We start from the raw sequence: 18,478 nt of genomic DNA, 5'->3' as shown, positions 1-18,478 counted from the left end.
ATGATGTGCGGTTGGTGGGGAAGTACCTGTAAATCTCTCAGTGATTATCCAGTCTAGTAGCTACGCTATTACCCAGTTTACTCTATGATGAAACGATACTATTGCAAGCAACTTCTAGGTTTGTGTGGTTTGCTACTAACGTGGCTGCTGGCAGCAAACTCGGCAGTGGCTCAAAATGCGAGTCTGTTTGGCAACGAATGGATAGTGCCAAGCCAGCAGTACTACAAAATCAAAGTAACCAAAGACGGCCTTTATCGCCTCGACCAGCAATATCTAGCCCAGGCAGGCATTACCGGCGTGAACCCCCAGCGGATTCAGCTGTGGCGGCGGGGCCAGGAGGTAGCTATTTACGCCGGTGGTAACCAAAGCACCCTGGATGCCACCACGTTCTTCGAGTTCTACGGCCAGCGCAACGATGGTAAGCTCGACCGCGCCTTCTATAAAGGTGGTGCGGCCGCCCAACCCCACGACCTTTATAGTCTCTACACCGATACCGCCGCGTACTTCCTTACATGGTCGGCCACGACCAACGGCAAACGGATGACGCAGGTAGCTACTACGCCTAGCGCCACGCCGCATCCCACCCGCCTAGCTCAGCGGCAAGTATTGTTCAACGGTAACCCGGTGCAAGGGCAGTTTGCCTATGTGAACGACGAGCCATTTGTGAACGTGTACCAGCCTTGGGGTGAAGCCGGCGAGGGTTTCTTGTCGGTCCGGTTTGGTGGCAATAGGGGAGCCGTAACCGCCAACATGGTTTCCGACTCGGCTTGGGCGGTGGCGCGCACAGCCGGTACCTTGCCCCAAGTTGAACTCCTGTTTGTAGGTGCTTGGAGTGGACCACACACCGTGCAGGTAACGGTTCGGCAACCAGCCACCAACACCGAACGGGTGGTAGGTTCGATTTCGTTTAATGGCTATGAAAAGCGCTTGTTTCGGTATGCCTTGCAACCTTCCGATATCAACTCGGCGGGAGTAATTTGGACCTATGCGCGAGGTACCAATACTCCCCCCGCAACGCAGCAATATGGCTTCCGGGTGGGCTTTGTTCGCTATACCTACCCACAAGCAAGTCGGTGGCGCTCCGGGCTCAAGCAGATGGCCTTCCTCAACGATTCCACGCTAGCAGGCCCGGCTTATTACACCGTAGACAGCTTGCCCTCGACGGTACGCGGCTTCGACCTAACCGATATCAACAACTTGCAGCGGGTGGAAGGTGTAGCATTGGCTGGTCAGCAGCGGGGCTACACCTTCCCGAGTGCTACCACCAGCCAAACGCGCCGCCTACTGCTCGCCGACGAAGCACAGACTGCCGTGCCACGGCCCGCCGTGCGCGTACGTTTCCGAACCCTGAATGCGGCTAGTTCCAACTTCCTGATCATCAGCCATACCGCGCTGATGCGGCCAGTAGGCAACATCGCCAATCCGGTGCGCGCCTACGCCGAATACCGTCACTCAGCAACTGGCGGCCGTTACGATACGGTAGTGGTGACTTCCGAGCAACTCTACAACCAGTTTCACTATGGCGAGAAATCGGTGATGGCTATGCGCAACTACGTGCGCTGGGAGCTAGCTAACTCGCCGGCCAACCAAACCAACTATCTACTCTTGTTAGGCAAAGGGTTGATAGTTGGGGAGTATAGCCGAAGCCAGTTGGCCCCCGCTATCGACTTGGTGCCTTCCACTACCCGTAGTGGCTCCGATAATTTTCTTTCGGCCGATTGGGAAAACGACCAGTACGTTGCCCGAATGCCTACCGGGCGCTTGTCTGCCACGCAGCCTCAGGAAATCATTCGGTATCTAAACAAGCTTAAAGAGCATGAAGCACTAGGCGCGGTGCCTTGGCGCAAGCATATTGTGCACATGGGAGGTGGTACGGATGCAGGCGAGTACTCTTTGTTTGAGAACTACATCGACAAATACAAACAGCTAGCTGAGAAGCCACTATTCGGTGGGCAAGTAGTGAATACCTACCGCCGCCGCTTGTCTGGAGGCACCAACTTCCCAGTGAACATCACACTAGCGCCCGAGGTTAATGCGGGCGTGTCACTGGTTACGTATTTTGGGCACGGATCAACGTCAGACTTCGACCTCAACTTTGGTGACCCCACTGAGCCGGGCAAAGGGTACAACAATCCGGGAAAGTACCCGGTATTTTTACTGAATGGTTGTGCAGCCAATGCAGTAGACCGGAATACCAACGTCAAGACTGTTTCCGAAAACTGGATTTTTGCGGAGAACAAAGGTGCAGTAGGCTTCATGGCGGCCTCCGACGAAAGTTTCGCTTATGATCTAGATGCTTTTACTACAGAGTTTTATAAAGTAGCCTTCAATGAGCCTGCTTGGTACGGTAAGCCGATACCCGTGTTGCAGGCCGAAGCTGCCCGGCGGATGCTAATCACAACGGGCGGCGCTCCTTCTACTATTGCGCAAGCCCTGATCAATACGTGGCTTGGCGACCCTGCATTGCGCTTTTTCTCGCCTGAGCGGCCCGACTTTGTTACCAGCAATAACGACCTACAGATTCAATCTACTGGTTCCGGGGCGGTACAGGCTTCTTCTCCCAATTTCAAGCTGTTGGTCCGCGTCAGTAATCCAGGCAAAATCACCTACGATGCGTTGGAAATCCGGATCACGCGAACGTATTCGGCAACTAGTACGGGTACACGCCCTCCGGATATTATTACCCGCACGGTACGCCAAGCATGGCATGATACCACCTACACGTTTGTATTAGATAATACCGGCAACGTATTCGGCGACAACCGCTTTGATGTAGCCCTCGATTACAATAACCGGGTTGCGGAAATAAGTGAAACAAACAATAGCGGCCAGATTACTTTCAACTTCCTGCAAGGCGGTGTAAGAACCATTTGGCCCCCAGAGTTTGCGATTGTGCCAGCAACCAACCTTCGTTTAGTGGGGCAGACCAACGACCCCAAAGGCGCCTCGCGAACCTATGAAATGGAACTAGATACGGTTCCAACCTTTAATAGCCCCCGCAAGCAAACCCGCACTGTCACAACCTCCTTGGTGCCTGACTGGCGGCCGACGCTGCCTACAACAGCCGGGCGCGATAGTGTGGTGTGGTACTGGCGGTTGCGCTTTCAGACGCCCACCGGAGACGAAAGCCCGGACTGGGCTACTAGTTCATTCCGTGTCATTCCGGGTAGTGCCGGTGGCTGGTCGCAGAGCCACCACGGACAATTCAAGCGCGACCAGTTAGTTGGCATGACGGTAGGCGCGCCATCAGGACGCTGGGATTTCGATGATGTGCAGGAGCCGATTGTGTTGACCACCCGCGGGGGCGGCACTGGAGCACCAACCTTCAACCAAGTATCCGACGGCATTAGCACTTCCACATCGCCTTATGTAGCAAACTGTGCTACGGCGCAGCCCAATATGATGGTAGCTGTATTTAGTGGCCGTACGCTGCGTCCGGTACGCAACGTAGCAGGTAGCTACGACTCCTGCGGTCAAGCCAACTTACGTTTCTACCATTTCGCTAGCAGTGCTACCGACAATATCAACACCCCGGCCCGGCAGGCCCAACTGCAAGCTTTGCTTACCAACGTGCAGCCCGGCGACTACGTGGCGCTGATTTCAATGAACAAGGTGAACTTCTCTACGTTCCCCACTTCGTTGAAGGCTGCATTTTCTTCTTTGGGCGCGCAACGCATCAACCAGTTGCAGGACGGTGAGCCATACGCCTTGCTGGTGCAGAAAGGGCCTAATCCGAGGGTAGTACGCGAAGCAACGGCTGACCCTGCTAGCTCCACGCCATCCATCAACCAAGTACTGATTCTCAACGACACGCTCCTAACCAGAGCGAGCAGCGGCAGAATCACGTCAACGCAGATAGGACCTGCGCGGCAGTGGCTGAACCTGTTCCATACCGTGCGTACGCCTGACGCCTCCGACAGCTACACGCTGAAGCTGATTGGCATTGACACTACTAACACCGAACGGGTGCTCGATGCCAACGTTACGAGCCGAAGTCTTGCGCTGGCTAATATCTCGGCCCAACAGTATCCATATTTGCAGTTGGTGCTGGAGCTGCGGGATACCCTAAACCGCACGGCACCGCAGCTAGAGCAATGGCTGGTAACCTATCAGGGAGTACCGGAAGGCATCGTGCGCCGCGACTTGGCTACGCCCGCCTCGGTATACGACCCAGCCAATCTAGCCAAGCAAGCAACTGAAACAGGTTTTATTACGGTGCCGGTGGTATTCCAGAACGTGTCGTCAATTGACTTCAGCGGCCCAATGAAAGCTAGAATTCTGTTGCGCAACGATGGTACTGGCGTAAAAGAGGCCTTGATAGATGTGCCCGGTGGTGTTTTGCGCGCTGACAGCCAAGTAAGCTTTGACGCAAAAGTGAATGTGGTAGGCCTGACCGGGACGCTCCGCGGCAATGTGGTGGTCAATCCAAGCCCGCGGGCCTTACCGGAGCTGTATGCCTTCAATAATGAGCTGGTGCTAGACCCTTTCCGCATAGACGACGGGAACGTACCTCCTACGCTCGATGTGGCCTTCGACGGAATACATATTCTCAACGGAGATATTGTGTCGCCTTCGCCAACCGTTACGGTGCAGCTGCGCGACGATGACCGACTACGCAAGATTAAGGATGCGAGAAACTTCGATGTGTTGTTGACGTCGCCTAATCAAACTACCGTCCAAGTTGACTTAACAGGCAACAACGTCCGGTTCAGCTCGGACTCAACGAAAGGAACAGCCCAACTTGAGTTGCGAATGGGACAAAACGCTCCCCTCGAAAATGGTATTTACACCCTGGAAGTACAAGGCCGCGACGCTACTGGTAAACCGGCGGCTCTCGAGCCGTACCGTATCACCTTCGAGGTAATCAACGAGTCTACCATTAGCAATATCTACCCATATCCGAACCCCGTTACCAGCAAAACCAAGTTTGTGTTCACACTAACTGGTAAGGAGACGCCGCGCGACATGAAAATTCAGGTGCTGACACTAACGGGTAGGGTAGTAAGGGAAATCATGATGGCCGAGCTAGGACCTCTGCGCATCGGTAACAACATCTCGCAGTATGCCTGGGATGGCACCGACGAATACGGCGACAAGCTGGCCAATGGTACCTACCTCTACCGCGTTATCCTGGATGAGCCACAGGACAAGTTCAGCCGCCGCCCTACTGGTGGCGACAAAGCCTTCAAGAAGGACTGGGGGAAACTGGTGATTCTACGCTAATAACGGCGGGATCTAACAAAGAGCCATTCAATAAATAAGCCCATGCTGCGCGAGCAGCATGGGCTTATCACTTTTTAGTAAGCTTATCTATCGACGCCGGAGTGTAACGAAGGTAAACGGGTAGGCATGCTTGTCGTCGGCTTCGTGTCGTTCGCGGGTTTCCTCACGCCACACAGCGTGGTCTAGTTCAGGGAAAGTGACATCACCTTCGAAGTTGTGATGTACCTCCGTCATATAAATGGTGTCGGCGGCGGGTAAAGCCTGACGGTAGATTTCCGCACCCCCAATAACGAACACCTCTTCGTCGAGTTGGCTGGCAAGCTCTAACGCTTCGGGCACGGACTGTGCTGTTTCGCAGCCGTCGGCCTGCCAGTCGGCTTGCCGCGTCACAATGATGTTGGTGCGGTTCGGCAGCGGCCGGCCAATGCTCTCGTAGGTACGCCGGCCCATCACGACCGGATGGCCCTGCGTGAGCTGCTTGAAGTGCTTTAAGTCGGCGGGCAAGTGCCAAATGAGTTGGTTGTCGCGCCCAATTACTCCGTTTTCAGCGGCGGCTACTACAAATGCAAGCATTACGTGTTGGTTGAACTATGAATGTTGGTGGTTGACCAGCTCCCTGGCGGCTAAACAATAGTCAGCGTAACCTACCAACTGCATACGGAGCTAACGGCCATTTGCTTATCAACCCTTTAGCAATTCAATATTAAATCCGCGGAGGAAATCAGCTATGAGCATGCGCTTTTTGCCTTCGAGTTGCACATCCAGCAAATCGAGTAAGCCATTGGCCGTTTGAACCCGCAAATACGTGCGGCCGTCGGTGTACCAGCGGCCGATGCCGCTAGTATCGGGGCCGCTGGCTTCCTCGTCGTCGAAGGGTTGGGCTTTGAAAACCTTGAGGGTCCGGCCGTCGGGCAGCTGCGTGAAGGCAGTAGGAATAGGAGAGAGGCCGCGCACCAAGTTGGCTAGCGCCGTGGCGGGCTGAGCGAAATCAAGGCGACCTGTTTCCTTCTGGATTTTGGGTGCGGCCCGGAGCGTATCGCTTTCAGCTTGCGGCAAGCTAGGCGCACTGCCAGCGGCAATGGCTTGTACGGTGCGCAAGGTTAAGGCAGCGCCCGTAGTTTTCAGCTTTTCATAGAGCGTCCCGAAATCATCGTCGGGGGTGATAGGCACCACATCCTGAAAGATAAGGTCGCCGGTATCAATTTCGTGCCGCAGAAAAAAAGACGTTACGCCAGTTTCGGTTTCACCGTGGATAAGGGCCCAGTTGATAGGCGCCGCACCGCGGTACTGCGGCAGCAACGAGGCGTGGATATTGATGGAACCCCGCGGCGGCATATTCCAAACCGCCTCCGGCAGCATCCGAAACGCCACGACCACCTGTAAGTCGGCCGCGTAGCTCTTCAACTCGGCCTGAAACTCTGGCGACTTGAGATTGGTAGGTTGAAGCACCGGCAACCCGTGCCGCTCCGCCGCTTGCTTCACCGCTGACTCCGCTAGTTGCCGTCCGCGCCCCGCTGGTTTATCCGGCGCCGTGACAACGGCCACTACCTCACAGCCCGGCCAGGTGAGCAAAGATTCGAGGGTGGGCACCGCAAATTCGGGAGTGCCCATGAAGATGATTCGGAGCATAGATGGTATGGCTAGCCAGTTGGATGGGGCTGTCGTTTGAAAGTTTCGTTGAACAGCCAGCCCTCATGCAACCATTCAGAGTTTAAGCTTAGGGGTACAGCAGATACTTCTTTCGCAGCGCCTGGTACTGAGTTAGGCCCGGCTCCCACGACTTTCGGATTTCTGCTTCCGACTTGCCGGCAATAATTTGCTCGCGCAGGGTGCGGGTACCCGTGAGTTGCTCGAAGTACTTGCCGAAAAACTTGTCTTTGGCCGTGCTCTGCTGGTAGAAATCAATCAGGTATTTCGGCGTGAACCCTACTTCATCACCAATTGACCGGAGGTCGAGGCCGTAGCAGATTTTGCCGTTTTGGGGCGGCGTAGGCGAGCCGGCGTTGGGCTTGGGAGTGAAGCTGAACGGGCGCGAAGCGGGCTGCGTGGGTGCCCCAATCACCTCGAACGGCGTGGTGGTGCCGCGGCCTACACTCACGTCAGTACCCTCAAACAAGCAGATGGTGGGGTAGAGTATTATAGAATGCTGATTGGGCAGATTGGGCGAGGGCGCGATGGGCAGGGCGTAGCGAGTGGCATGGGTGTAGCCCGCTACCGGCACCACCGTCAGGCGGCACTGCTTGCCGCCGGCCAGCCATTTCTCGCCATTAATCATCTTGGCAAGCTCACCCACGGTCAGGCCGTGTACCACCGGAATGGGGTGCATGCCCACAAACGACTTGTGCGCGGGCTCTAGCACGGGGCCATCCACGTACCAGCCGTTGGGGTTGGGCCGGTCCAGAATCATTACTTCCTTGTTCTGTTCGGCCGCGGCTTCCATCACGTAGTGCATCGTGCTGATGAACGTATAGAAGCGTGTGCCAACGTCCTGAATATCAAATACCAGCACGTCCACATCAGCCAGCATTTCGGGAGTTGGCTTTTTGGTGGCGCCGTACAACGAACGTACGGGCAAGCCGCTCCGAGCGTCTTTGCCATCCTTGATGGTGGCCCCGTCGGCGGCTTCGCCTCGGAAGCCGTGCTCCGGGCCAAAGATTGCCTTCACCGAAACTCCCTGTGCCAGCAATGTGTCCACCAGAAAAGCCTTGCCGACCCGGGCGGTCTGGTTGACCACCAAGCCGACCCGCTTGCCTTTCAATTGCGGCAGGTACACTTGAAACTGTTCGGCGCCCACGCGCAAAGCAGGCGCCGCAGGCGGAGTGTCGGTTATCACCTGCGGAGCCGAGGCAACGACCACGGTGGCGGGTGCGGAAGTGGTTGCGGGAGCGTTGGTGCAGTCGGAAAGCAACAGTGGGACACCAAGCAGTACGGCAAAGTTGAATATAGGCATCACAAAACGAAGCTAGGAAACTGGCCGTAGACGCGTAGCTTTACGGCAGTGAACATCTCGCGGTACATATCCCACAAGATTGACGGAGCCGACTCGGGGTCTTTTACTTCGTCGGTGACAAAGATAGCTATCATCAGCATTGCCCTTGGGCTGGCCGTGATGATTGTGTCGTTTTCTATTCTCGAAGGGTTTCGCAACGAGATTCAAAGCAAAATCTTCTCGTTCGGCGCGCACCTAACGGTCAGCAAGTACGATACCAACAACTCCATCGAGATTGAGCCCATCAGTGGTCCGGGCTTGGTGAAAGATTTGCGCCGGTTTCCGCAGGTGGCCACTATTCAGCCCTTCGCGCGCAAAACGGCCATCATCAAAACCAAGGACGAAGTGCTCGGGGTGGTGCTCAAAGGCATTTCAGAAGTGAATAGCCGCTCCCCCATGCGCAACAATCTGGTGGCGGGCTCTTTCATCAGCTTCCCCGATTCGGCGTCGAGCGACATCCTGCTCTCGCGCAAAGTGGCCGACAAGCTGCGGCTCAACGTTGGCGACCGGGTACTGTTCTATTTCATTCAAAACCCGCCCCGCGTCCGTCCGTTCCGCGTGAGTGGCATCTACCAAACCGGCCTCGATGAGTTTGATGAGGTGTATGTGATTGGTGATTTGCGGCAGATTCGGGAGTTGAATGCCTGGCCCGATTCATTGGTGGGTGGGGTGGAAGTGGTGCTAAAAGACTTCGAGCGGCTCGACCCCGTCGCCGAGGACATGTACGAGAACCTACGCTACGACCTCAAGCTCGACAAGATTACCGAGCAGTATGCACAGCTGTTCGATTGGCTACAATTGCTCAACCGCAACGTGGTGATTTTCTTGCTGCTCATCATCTTCGTTGCCACGTTCAACATGGTGGCTACCATCTTCATCATGATTTTGGAGCGCACCAACATGATTGGCATTTTGAAGGCCGTGGGAGCTACCGACCAGCAAATACGAAGCATGTTTTTCTTTCGGGGGCTAAGTCTGACGGTGCGCGGCATGATAGTCGGCAACCTAGTGGGCTTGGGTTTCTGCGCGCTGCAATACTACACCCACCTTATCCCGCTCGACCCCGAGAACTACTATATGGACCGGGTGCCCGTGTTCTGGGACCCCGCCATCTTGGTGCTGCTCAACGTCGCCACCTTTGCCACCTCCCTGCTGGCCGTCCTAATACCGACGTATCTAATTTCGCGCATCAAGCCTGTAGCGGCCATTAAGTTCGATTAAGACTGCAAGTCTGGAGGCAAAACCAACTGGCGAGGCCGGGTAGACGTTTCCTCGCGTCTACCCGGCCTCGCCAGTTATATACTATTCGTCGATGGCTAGACACCACATTAGGCGCCTCTGCACAATTCAGATTGCCTTAGGTCCTACGAAAGCCTAGGTTAAGCAGAAAGCCACTGACTCTGTAGAATCAGGTTTGGGTTGGGGCAGAGTTCGGCCCACTTTTCTTGTTCTTCAGGCAAGGCTACGCCGGGAAAGTCGCCGGAGAGGCCGAGCATATCGGATATGACCTGGAAGTGCAGGTGAGGAGGCCAGTCGCCGTTTTCAGGGGCGGGGCCTACTTCCGTGAAGATGGTGCCTTTCTCGATGATCATGCCGGGGCGCAGCAAAGCCGTTTCGCGGCGCGACAAATGGCCATAGAGGGTATAGAACGTTTCGTCTTCCAGCTCGTGCTGCAAAATGACCGTGGGGCCATAGTCGCCGAAGTTGTCATTGTCTTGGGTGCTGTGCACGATAGCGTCGAGTGGAGCCATGACGGGCGTGCCGGCGCGTAGCCATACATCGACACCTAAGTGCAGTGACCGAGCAGCCAAGGTAGGGCTGCCAAACAGACCGGGACTGCGACGGTAAATAATACGGTTTTCGAGGTAGCCGCCCACGCCAATGTGTGCTTCCTTTTCGGCTAGCAGCTGAGCCACTAAGGCCTCAAAGTCGGCAGTGTCGCGTAAGTCGGCGTCATGTAAGAGCGGGTTTTTGGCGGTGAAGTCGAGGCGAGCCACGTCGGGCGCGTTCAGGTCGACGGGCAGGATAGGGTGAAATTCGTGCTGATGACGCTCAAGAAGTTCGGCGAGCATAATAGATCAAGAAAGTGAACCGAAGAGAGAAGGCCCTACCATACGCTGAAATAAAGACGGCGGGCAGTACAACATCTTGTACAAGGCATCGTAGGGCTGCAAGCTAAAGCATCCAATACAGAATCCCGTACTTTGCAAAACCTGCAAACCCTCCGGGGTAGGGCATAGTTATCATTCTGCTTCACAAAACAAGCCTCTAGTTCCTGCGCACCCAATGAGCACACCGTACTTTTCACTCAACGTTGTCGAACTCACTCGGGAAACCGACGACGCTGTTACCATTCATCTCGAACATCCTAACCGCCAACTAATTGCCAGCGAAGCTGGGCAGTTTTTGACCCTGATACTCCCTTGCGGCCCTGGCGGTAAGAAAGAGCGCCGGGCCTACTCACTCAGCAGCACGCCTAGCGAAGCGCCGCGTTTATCGGTCACGGTGAAGCGGGTGACGGGCGGACTCGTCAGCAACTATCTGCTTGACACAGTACGGGTAGGGCAGCAACTTGAGGCAATGGCACCGCTGGGCAACTTCACGCTCAAAACCAGCCCCAAATCGGCTCGCTCGTTGGTGCTGATAGGCGCAGGCTCCGGCATCACCCCGTTAATGAGCATGCTAAAAGCTGTGCTCCGCGAAGAGCCGCAAAGCCACGTGCTGCTTGTATATGGCAACCGCAACGAGAAATCCGTGATTTTCAGTGAGCAGCTGCGGCAACTAGAAGCGCAATTTACGAGTCGATTCCAGATTGAGCACGTTTATAGCCAGCCGGTCGGGCCTGTATCGGCGCACCAGCACGTGGGTCGCCTGAACCGTACTACCTTGCTGCGCATCTTGGAGCAGCGCCATCAGTTTCCGGCTTCGCAGGCCGAATATTTTTTGTGCGGACCCGAGGGTATGATGGTGGAAGCCAAAGCGGCCCTCGACTTGTTGGGAGTGCCCGACAATCGTGTTCGTCGCGAAAGTTTTGTGGCCGCCGCCGAGACCCAAGAAACCACGGCCGCCCAGCCTAACGGCCACGGCGACGTTTCGGCCGATGACGACGACCAAATCAAGACCCGTAACGTAACCATCAACTACGAAGGCTCAGAGTATCAGTTCGAAGTGACGCCCAACCAAACTATATTGGAAGCGGCTCTCGATCAGGATATTGACTTGCCTTATTCTTGCCAAGCAGGGCTGTGCACCGCGTGCCGGGGCAAGTGCCTCTCGGGCAAAGTACACCTTGATGAGCGCGAAGGATTGTCGGATTCGGAAATGAAACAAGGCTATGTGCTCGTGTGCGTTGCCCATCCACTCACCAGCGACGTAGTAATCGAAATCGACTAAAATCTAACTTGGCGCGTTGCTATAAGTAGCCGAAACTTTCGTTTACGTCTCTTGGCTGTATCTCTGCTATTTAATCCCCCCACAATAGCGTTAGTCTAAGGTCTGTTGCTGCTCGCAAGACCAAACTGCACCGTACCGGAAAATTTTCCGTATATTCTTTCCTTATGACGCCTACTACTGAACTTGCTGCCGCTTCGGCCACCGAAACCCAGCGTCCGCCGCGGCACTACCTACCGGAAGATTTCCATGTGACTGATTGGGCAGCCCTGGAGCCGTTCTTCGTGGAGCTGCGCGAGCGGACCATCACTTCTGGCGTCGAGCTGGAACGTTGGCTGCTTGACCGTTCGGAGCTGGAAGCGGCCCTAAGCGAAGACTTGGCCTGGCGCTACATTCGCATGACCTGCGACACGCAGGACGAGGAGCGGGCGGCCGCTTTTCAATATTTCGTGAGCGAGATTGAGCCCAACGTAGCCCCCCACGACCACGCCCTCAACGAAAAGATGATGAGCTCGGACTTTCTGCCCGAACTCGATCCTCGCAAATACCGCGTGTTTCTGCGCTCGGTGCGGCAAGCCCTGGAAATTTACCGGGTGGAAAACATTCCGCTCAAAACCGAAATCAGCACCAAGCAGCAACAATATGCTGCCACTGCCGGCGCCATGACGGTGACGCTTGATGGGGAGGAAATGACGTTGCCACGTGCCGCCGACCGCCTCAAAAGTCCAAACCGGGCCGTGCGTGAGGAAGCGTATCGCTTAATCCAGGCACGCCGCCTGCGCGATGCCGAGCCGCTCGATGGGTTGTTCACCGAACTCGTGAGCTTGCGCCATCGGGTAGCGTTGAACGCTGGCTTTGCCAACTTCCGGGATTATATGTTTGCCGCACTTGGCCGTTTCGACTACACGCCCCAAGACTGCTATGCCTTTCACAAAGCTATCCGCGAAACGGTGGTACCGCTCATCGACGACCTGGATCTAGAGCGTCGGCAAGACCTAGGACTGGCTGAGTTGCGGCCTTGGGACCTCGACGTAGATGTGTCGGGCAAGGCTCCGTTGCGGCCTTTCGATACTGGAGAAGAGTTGCTAGAGAAAACCATCACCGTATTCCAAAACCTCGATCCTTACCTGGGCGACTGTTTGCGCACCATGCGCCAAATGGGCCAGCTGGACCTGGAGTCGCGCAAGGGCAAGGCGCCTGGCGGCTACAATTACCCCCTCGACGAAACGGGTGTGCCTTTCATCTTCATGAATGCCACTAGTTCCCTGCGCGACGTGGTAACAATGCTGCACGAAGGCGGCCACGCGGTTCACTCGTTCCTAACCCGCAACCTCCCGCTCGGGCCGACAAACACCCACCATCCGAAGTGGCCGAGTTGGCTTCAATGAGCATGGAGTTGATGAGCATGGATCATTGGGGCGTATTCTTCACCGACGCGGAGGACCTACGCCGTGCCAAGAAAACGCACTTGGAAAGCGTACTCGAAACCTTCCCGTGGGTGGCTACTATTGATAAATTTCAGCATTGGATCTACGAAAATCCGCAGCATACCGAAGCGGAGCGGCACCAGCGTTGGACGGCCATCTTCGATGAGTTCAACCAGCGTACAGTAAGCTGGAAAGGCCTGGAAGGCTTCAAGCCGTATTTGTGGCAGAAGCAATTGCACTTATACGAAGTGCCGTTCTATTACATCGAATACGCTATGGCGCAGCTCGGCGCTATTGCTGTGTGGCGCAATTTCCGCCAGAACCCTCAAGAGGGCCTCGAAGCCTACAAGCGTGCTTTGGCTATGGGCTACACCGCGCCCATCGGTGAAATCTACGCCGCCGCTGGCATCCGCTTCGACTTTAGCACCGACTATCTGCGGACGTTGGCTGATTTCGTGCGTGAGGAAATGGCGAAGTTGTAGTAAATTGATGAGAATAAGCTAAAAAGAGAAGGCTCGGCAGTCATGACTGCTGAGCCTTCTCTTTTTAGCTTTCTACACTCTAAATAACGCACGTTTTTTCGCTAATCTTCACGCATAACTAAACACATCTATTGCTATTCTAAACTGTTATTGTGTTGCAGGTAGTGGCAAAGCAAGGATGAGTAAAAAAAGCGGCCGGAAGTTTCCGGTCGCCTTTCCACAACCGAGTAATAAAAGTTATCCACATGGCTCTATAGGGCCGTTTTCGGTCATTAGCAGAAGCAATCCTGACTAGATTTACCCCTGAAATCCTGACCATATTTTTGGAGGCAACTGGACAAAATAAACCCTGATGGTGAGTCCTGGTTTTCATGTCACCTACTGAGTATGGTGAAGGGTAAGCTTGGCAGTTTTGTAAGCTTCAGCGGCGTCGTCTTCCTGCGTGAAGTAGCCAAGATGGTGTTGCTTACCGTTGACCTTAATTTGAGCTACCCACTTGTTTCGGCTCTTGTTCCACCGGACTCCTAGGTATTTCGAAGTCGAACCTTTGGATGAAGAACGGTTGAACTGATTCTCTTGAGCAGTTACCCAGCGAAGGTTCCCAACGCAGTTATCGGTTCGGAGTCGATTAATGTGGTCAACATGAGTGAGACCATCAGGGTTAGGGAGGAAGGTATCGGCAACCAGCCGGTGAATTCGGTGTTGCTTCTTCTCCTTGTTGTGACAAAGGTTGATTACTAAGTACCCATCGGTTCCGTTGCTTACGCTCATAAAGCGGTTGCACCTAAATGAAAAGACGCGCCCCTGGTCGTAGATGATGTATTCCTTAAAGACCGAGTGAGGTACACCCAGAGACTGTAAATCTAGGTTATAGGTCCAAAGTATATCTCTTGGGTTCAAAGTGATGGTAGCCTTGGGCAAGTTAGCAAGAAGGGGGAGGCTAGAAATCTGGTACTGCATGTGAATCGGGTCGGTTCACAACCAAACATACAAGCACTTCCAGCATATAGGAAAACAAAAATTACTTACTGCTTAGCTCCATACATTATTTTAATTGTTATTCCCACCATGTCACATTATCATTATCATGCCTCGGGGTCGTACTTGCAAACCCAACAAAGCAACCTGCTCAGAAATCAATTTCTATTGAAAAAGATGAGAGCCCCAAGCATTTTATAATCCTGGCGGCTTATGAAAAGATAATGCGTAAAATAATGCAACGGTCAGAATTAATTCGCTGGGCTCTCTTTGAAATATATTTTGTTAACATTGAATATAAATATATTTATTTTAGCTGTATTGTTCATTACTATTAAAATAATTGACGTAAGAAGTTGCATTATTTAAGTGCTGCCATATTTTTTCAATTACTTGAGGTGAGTCTTGAAAATGATGTTCACCATAATACATAAATGATACTTTAGTATTTAAATGATTCCTTTCGAATAACCTATGCTTATTTAGAATTTTCGTCTTATCAATTTCGTTAGAATGACTAAAGCTTATTGGTTTAACTTGTATGCCGTAGTAATACTCCTCTGTGTTATAATCGCATAGTACGAAGTCGACAGCAAAATTTATGTCTAGCTCTTCCGTTTGAAGAACTTTGATACCAGGGAATACATCCTTTATTAAACTGATAGCTTTTTGTTCCATCTGGTAAGCTTTCAGTTGTTTAATAATTAATTCTTTATATAATAAATCATTAATCTCACTTTGGTCAAGCCAGTGTCTTCCGTCTAAACCTTGGTTTTTTAAGTAGTTTTTTCCTGATTGAACCTCCATTAAGTAGTCTTGTATTCCTTCATATGTAAATCTAGTGTTAGTGTCTTGAGCATTTTTATTAATTATATTGATGATATCCTTCTCAGTAATTGGCTTGCCAGCGTTCATTAAGGTCATAATTGGTAGTACTTTATAATCCATTATTTTAGATTTTTTTAACAACACTTTAAAAGGGTAATTAGACATATTCTGATTAAATTGATGATTTGGAAACTTGCTACAAAGCCTAACACACTGGCTTGATTCGCTTAGTGCTTTGCAATCTCATTAATTTAGATTCTAGTGCAATTAGTTTTAAGATTTCTTAATGCCTTAGCAACTGGAGAGGCGTTGTAGCCCTTCTTGCAGGGCGTTAACTTTCAGTACTTATCCTGGCTTTAGTGCTTTTCTTGCTTGAACTAAATATTCATGCGTAAAACTTTTAATTTGATATTTTTCTAAATGCATTGCAAAGTATAGTAGCTTTGTTTTAGGGTCAGCATCAGCTTTCTTAACCTCTTCTAATATATTAATGAGTTTTAAATCATTGTCTTTTAATACTTGTATTAATAAATCCCATGTGTGTAAATCAAGTAAGAAAACATTTTCAATAGGTAGTGCATTTAGCTTATCTGAGTTTTCCCCTAATAAAGATTTTGTCTCTTCTTCTAAAAAAAGCTCCCATAAGTCTGTAGAATTGCCAAGGAACATTTTTTTATATGTGACAATTATCCCGTAATGCTCAATATTTGGGTTTATAGCGTTAGCAACTGATAACATTTGAGTTGCATAAGCTTTTACTATTGTTTGACGCAGTTCACGCCCTAAAAGCTGGTTCTCAGGGTTCACACTAACATGAGGCTTTAATTCTATGGCTTTGGCTTCAATAAGTATGTTATCATCGACAATGAAATCTACTACATTATGTCCTTTGCCTAGTTGCTTCCTTAAGTCCCCCTCTGTTTTAAATTTAGCATTCAATTCAACAAGTCCAAGCGCCATGTACTTTTCCATTCTTGCTCCTAGTTCAGTAGAGAACGGTTCGTCCCTATGCTTCATATACTCATAGATGTAATAATTGAGCGTATGGTTAAGAATATTTCTATTGGGTATTATATAACTGTCTTTGTATATTAGTATAGGCTTTCGAGTGAATAATGATATGTCAAAAGTTTGTAATGCATAATTTCTTACTTGCCTTGTATCTTCACTAATTGCACTTTCAATAGTGCTTTTTGATACTGATAATAATTTGAGAATTCCTATAGATACTTCTTCGCCATATATTTCACCAGTTAATTTAATTATATCCTTTCTAAGATATCCTTTGTATGGAAAAAGCTTTTGAACGTCATTAATGACAAATACTCTTAATATTTCAAAGAATTTCAATAAGTGAAGTATGCTGACGCCTGTATGTTTGAAAAAAGAAGATTCAATACTATACTTATTCTTAAGTAGGCTAAACAAAACTACCTGACGCGCGAGTGAATCTTGGTGCGCTGTTTCTTGATAAAAGAATTGCTGGAAAGCAAGTATGGCAAACGTTTTTCTCGGTTCCATATGCTTAGCAAGGTTAAAAGTGTCATGTGACAATTCTAACCCCTCAATCATATTGTGCAACTTGCGCACATCATTTAGTTGTGCAGCTTTGAGAGGATACCGATAATCAGCAAACTCTAGCGCCCACTTAAGTAGAACTAATGTATGCCAGAAAGGAGTAAAATTTTCGTTCTGCTCCTGTTGCTTCAACATCGAAATGAGATGGCTAGCTAGAGAATCAAAGGTGTAACCTCTAATCTTATTTCGGATATAAGTAAACTCCATTTTAAGCTTGGCAAGAATAAAAGTGATAGCATCGGAATCCCGTAATACCAGCAAAGTAACGCCATTTCAGAATACCCTTACTAATTACCTCTATTACTCTTAAAAGCAGGAGCTTGAGTACTCTGGGGCTTACAGAGCCTCAAGGGTGACAACGTAGCTGCTCATCAGGAGTTGAACAACTGCCTGTCCTGTACGATGGATACGGTTGAGCTAAGTGCTGCTCAGGCCGCAACTGTCCTGAGTGAGTCTTCCGAGGCAAGAAGAAAATCAACAACATCGTCTTCCAACATCGTTACCGGGCCATGCTGTTGCCCTTGCTGAAGAGGGAGATGACCTTCACGCTGGCAAAACATATGCTCTTGCCTAGCTACAGTCGCTTGTATGATTTTTAAATATTAAAAATTATATATTTAACTGTGTTTAGCTATCTCAAATAGAATCAATATGCAGGAGGCCGTATACAATATTCAGAATGGAACCACTGCGTCAGGAACAGACTGGTGGGCTTTGATTTCTACTGTTATAGCCACTGCTGCTGCTGCCTTTGGTCTGTACAAAGCATTTCAGGAATACAAACGGCAGGGCGAAGAACAAAAGCGGCAAGGCCGGGAGAAACGTGCGCAACAGTTTCTAGACATTAGGAAGAGTTTTCGAGAAAGTAAAAGCTTTCAGAATATTCTTCTGCACCTATATACCGACCGAGATTTTACTAGTGTACCCCTGAATGAGAGAATTGAGTTTATGGGCCTATTTGAGGATATGGCTTATCTAGTTAATTCAGACCTGATGCGAAGAGAGGTAGCATTTTATATGTTTGGAGGGGATGCAATAGCCGCATGGAATAATGATTCGTTTTGGAGTCAAAAGCTTCGTGACGATAAGAATTGGAGTCTTATAACTGATTTTGTGAAAGAAGCTGAGGCTTATAAAGCAGGAGAAATTCGAGGAGAGCTAAAACAGCTATGAGCTTAAAGGATTATGCTGAGCGTTGTCGAATTTGACTGCAAACATTGAATTATTTTAATTAAATATTGCACTTTTTTGAAATAGCGAAATCCGTGAGGTTGTCTAGCTAAGCCGGATGCAATTGAAGTGTGGTTTTGAGTTGGTGTTCGGAGTGGTTTGGGGCCAGGTAACCGAGGGAAGAATGACGTCGTTTTGGCGTTGTAATAGGCAAGGCTTTTTTTGAAATGCCGAGCTCCTGCTCGGCCCGTTTGAGCCGGGCGTGCACTTCTAGGTCACGCGCTACTTCTTCGCTGCTCACTTCGGTCACGAGCTGCGCCTGTTGCCAGCGGTAGAGCAGTTTGGGGCTGATGCCCAGCTACCGGGCCGCGGCCTTGAATGCCTCGTCATATTTACGCCGTTTGTCGGGCGAA

The 18,478-nt window shown here is 51.1% G+C and carries 13 protein-coding genes and 1 pseudogene; 5 read left to right on the top strand and 9 right to left on the bottom strand.

The annotated features are described in order from the left end of the window. The first annotated feature begins 84 nt into the window (after positions 1–84). Positions 85–5,223: a putative type IX secretion system sortase PorU2 gene (gene porU2, locus MUN86_RS15110; protein ID WP_245118900.1), complete on the top strand. Its 5,139-nt coding sequence runs from the start codon at positions 85–87 to the stop codon at positions 5,221–5,223. Positions 5,224–5,310: 87 nt separating this feature from the next. Here porU2 and MUN86_RS15105 read toward each other — a convergent pair whose 3' ends face one another. The 4 genes from MUN86_RS15105 to MUN86_RS31235 form a co-directional block, all read right to left on the bottom strand. Then, positions 5,311–5,796: a dihydrofolate reductase gene (locus MUN86_RS15105; protein WP_245118899.1), complete on the bottom strand. Its 486-nt coding sequence runs from the start codon at positions 5,794–5,796 to the stop codon at positions 5,311–5,313. 108 nt (positions 5,797–5,904) lie between these two features. Then, positions 5,905–6,852, bottom strand: a complete 948-nt coding sequence (gene fmt / locus MUN86_RS15100) for a methionyl-tRNA formyltransferase (protein WP_245118898.1) — start codon at positions 6,850–6,852, stop codon at positions 5,905–5,907. A gap of 88 nt (positions 6,853–6,940) precedes the next feature. Further along, a complete protein-coding gene (locus MUN86_RS15095; RefSeq protein WP_245118897.1) occupies positions 6,941–8,173 on the bottom strand; it encodes an exo-beta-N-acetylmuramidase NamZ family protein in 1,233 nt (410 codons plus the stop codon). Continuing rightward, on the bottom strand, positions 8,173–8,307 hold the full coding sequence (locus MUN86_RS31235; RefSeq protein WP_280640526.1) for a hypothetical protein: 135 nt from the start codon (positions 8,305–8,307) through the stop codon (positions 8,173–8,175). The genes MUN86_RS15095 and MUN86_RS31235 overlap by 1 nt, the downstream gene beginning before the upstream one ends. On the opposite strand from MUN86_RS31235, the gene MUN86_RS15090 reads away from it, so the two are divergent. Next, a complete protein-coding gene (locus MUN86_RS15090; RefSeq protein WP_245118896.1) occupies positions 8,288–9,433 on the top strand; it encodes an ABC transporter permease in 1,146 nt (381 codons plus the stop codon). The two genes, MUN86_RS31235 and MUN86_RS15090, sit on opposite strands and share 20 nt — an antisense overlap. Before the next feature lie 158 nt (positions 9,434–9,591). On the opposite strand, the gene MUN86_RS15085 is transcribed toward MUN86_RS15090, so the two are convergent. Then, positions 9,592–10,284: a peptidoglycan DD-metalloendopeptidase family protein gene (locus tag MUN86_RS15085; protein WP_245118895.1), complete on the bottom strand. Its 693-nt coding sequence runs from the start codon at positions 10,282–10,284 to the stop codon at positions 9,592–9,594. Positions 10,285–10,498: 214 nt separating this feature from the next. Between MUN86_RS15085 and MUN86_RS15080 the strand changes: the two genes are divergently transcribed. Together MUN86_RS15080 and MUN86_RS15075 are read left to right on the top strand one after the other, a co-directional pair. Beyond that, the gene (locus MUN86_RS15080) at positions 10,499–11,605 is read left to right on the top strand and encodes a ferredoxin--NADP reductase (protein WP_245118894.1); all 1,107 of its coding nucleotides are present in this window, start codon (positions 10,499–10,501) and stop codon (positions 11,603–11,605) included. 164 nt (positions 11,606–11,769) lie between these two features. Then, a pseudogene (locus tag MUN86_RS15075) lies at positions 11,770–13,511 on the top strand (M3 family oligoendopeptidase). A 378-nt stretch (positions 13,512–13,889) separates the two neighbouring features. Here the strand turns inward: MUN86_RS15075 and MUN86_RS15070 are convergent. The 3 genes from MUN86_RS15070 to MUN86_RS15060 form a co-directional block, all read right to left on the bottom strand. After that, entirely contained in the window at positions 13,890–14,471 is a 582-nt protein-coding gene (locus MUN86_RS15070) for an AP2 domain-containing protein (protein WP_245118893.1), read from the bottom strand. Between the two features lie 330 nt (positions 14,472–14,801). Next, the gene (locus MUN86_RS15065; RefSeq protein WP_245118892.1) at positions 14,802–15,482 is read right to left on the bottom strand and encodes a hypothetical protein; all 681 of its coding nucleotides are present in this window, start codon (positions 15,480–15,482) and stop codon (positions 14,802–14,804) included. A gap of 180 nt (positions 15,483–15,662) precedes the next feature. After that, complete coding sequence (locus MUN86_RS15060; RefSeq protein ID WP_245118891.1) at positions 15,663–17,030, bottom strand: hypothetical protein; 1,368 nt, start codon at positions 17,028–17,030, stop codon at positions 15,663–15,665. A gap of 516 nt (positions 17,031–17,546) precedes the next feature. On the opposite strand from MUN86_RS15060, the gene MUN86_RS15055 reads away from it, so the two are divergent. Beyond that, complete coding sequence (locus MUN86_RS15055; RefSeq protein ID WP_245118890.1) at positions 17,547–18,068, top strand: hypothetical protein; 522 nt, start codon at positions 17,547–17,549, stop codon at positions 18,066–18,068. A gap of 106 nt (positions 18,069–18,174) precedes the next feature. Here MUN86_RS15055 and MUN86_RS15050 read toward each other — a convergent pair whose 3' ends face one another. Further along, complete coding sequence (locus tag MUN86_RS15050; protein WP_245118889.1) at positions 18,175–18,375, bottom strand: hypothetical protein; 201 nt, start codon at positions 18,373–18,375, stop codon at positions 18,175–18,177. Positions 18,376–18,478: the final 103 nt, after the last annotated feature.

This window comes from Hymenobacter volaticus, from assembly GCF_022921055.1.
Taxonomy (GTDB): domain Bacteria; phylum Bacteroidota; class Bacteroidia; order Cytophagales; family Hymenobacteraceae; genus Hymenobacter; species Hymenobacter volaticus.
The sequence above is the reverse complement of the archived record's forward strand: the minus strand, read 5'-3'. Positions and strand labels throughout refer to the sequence as shown.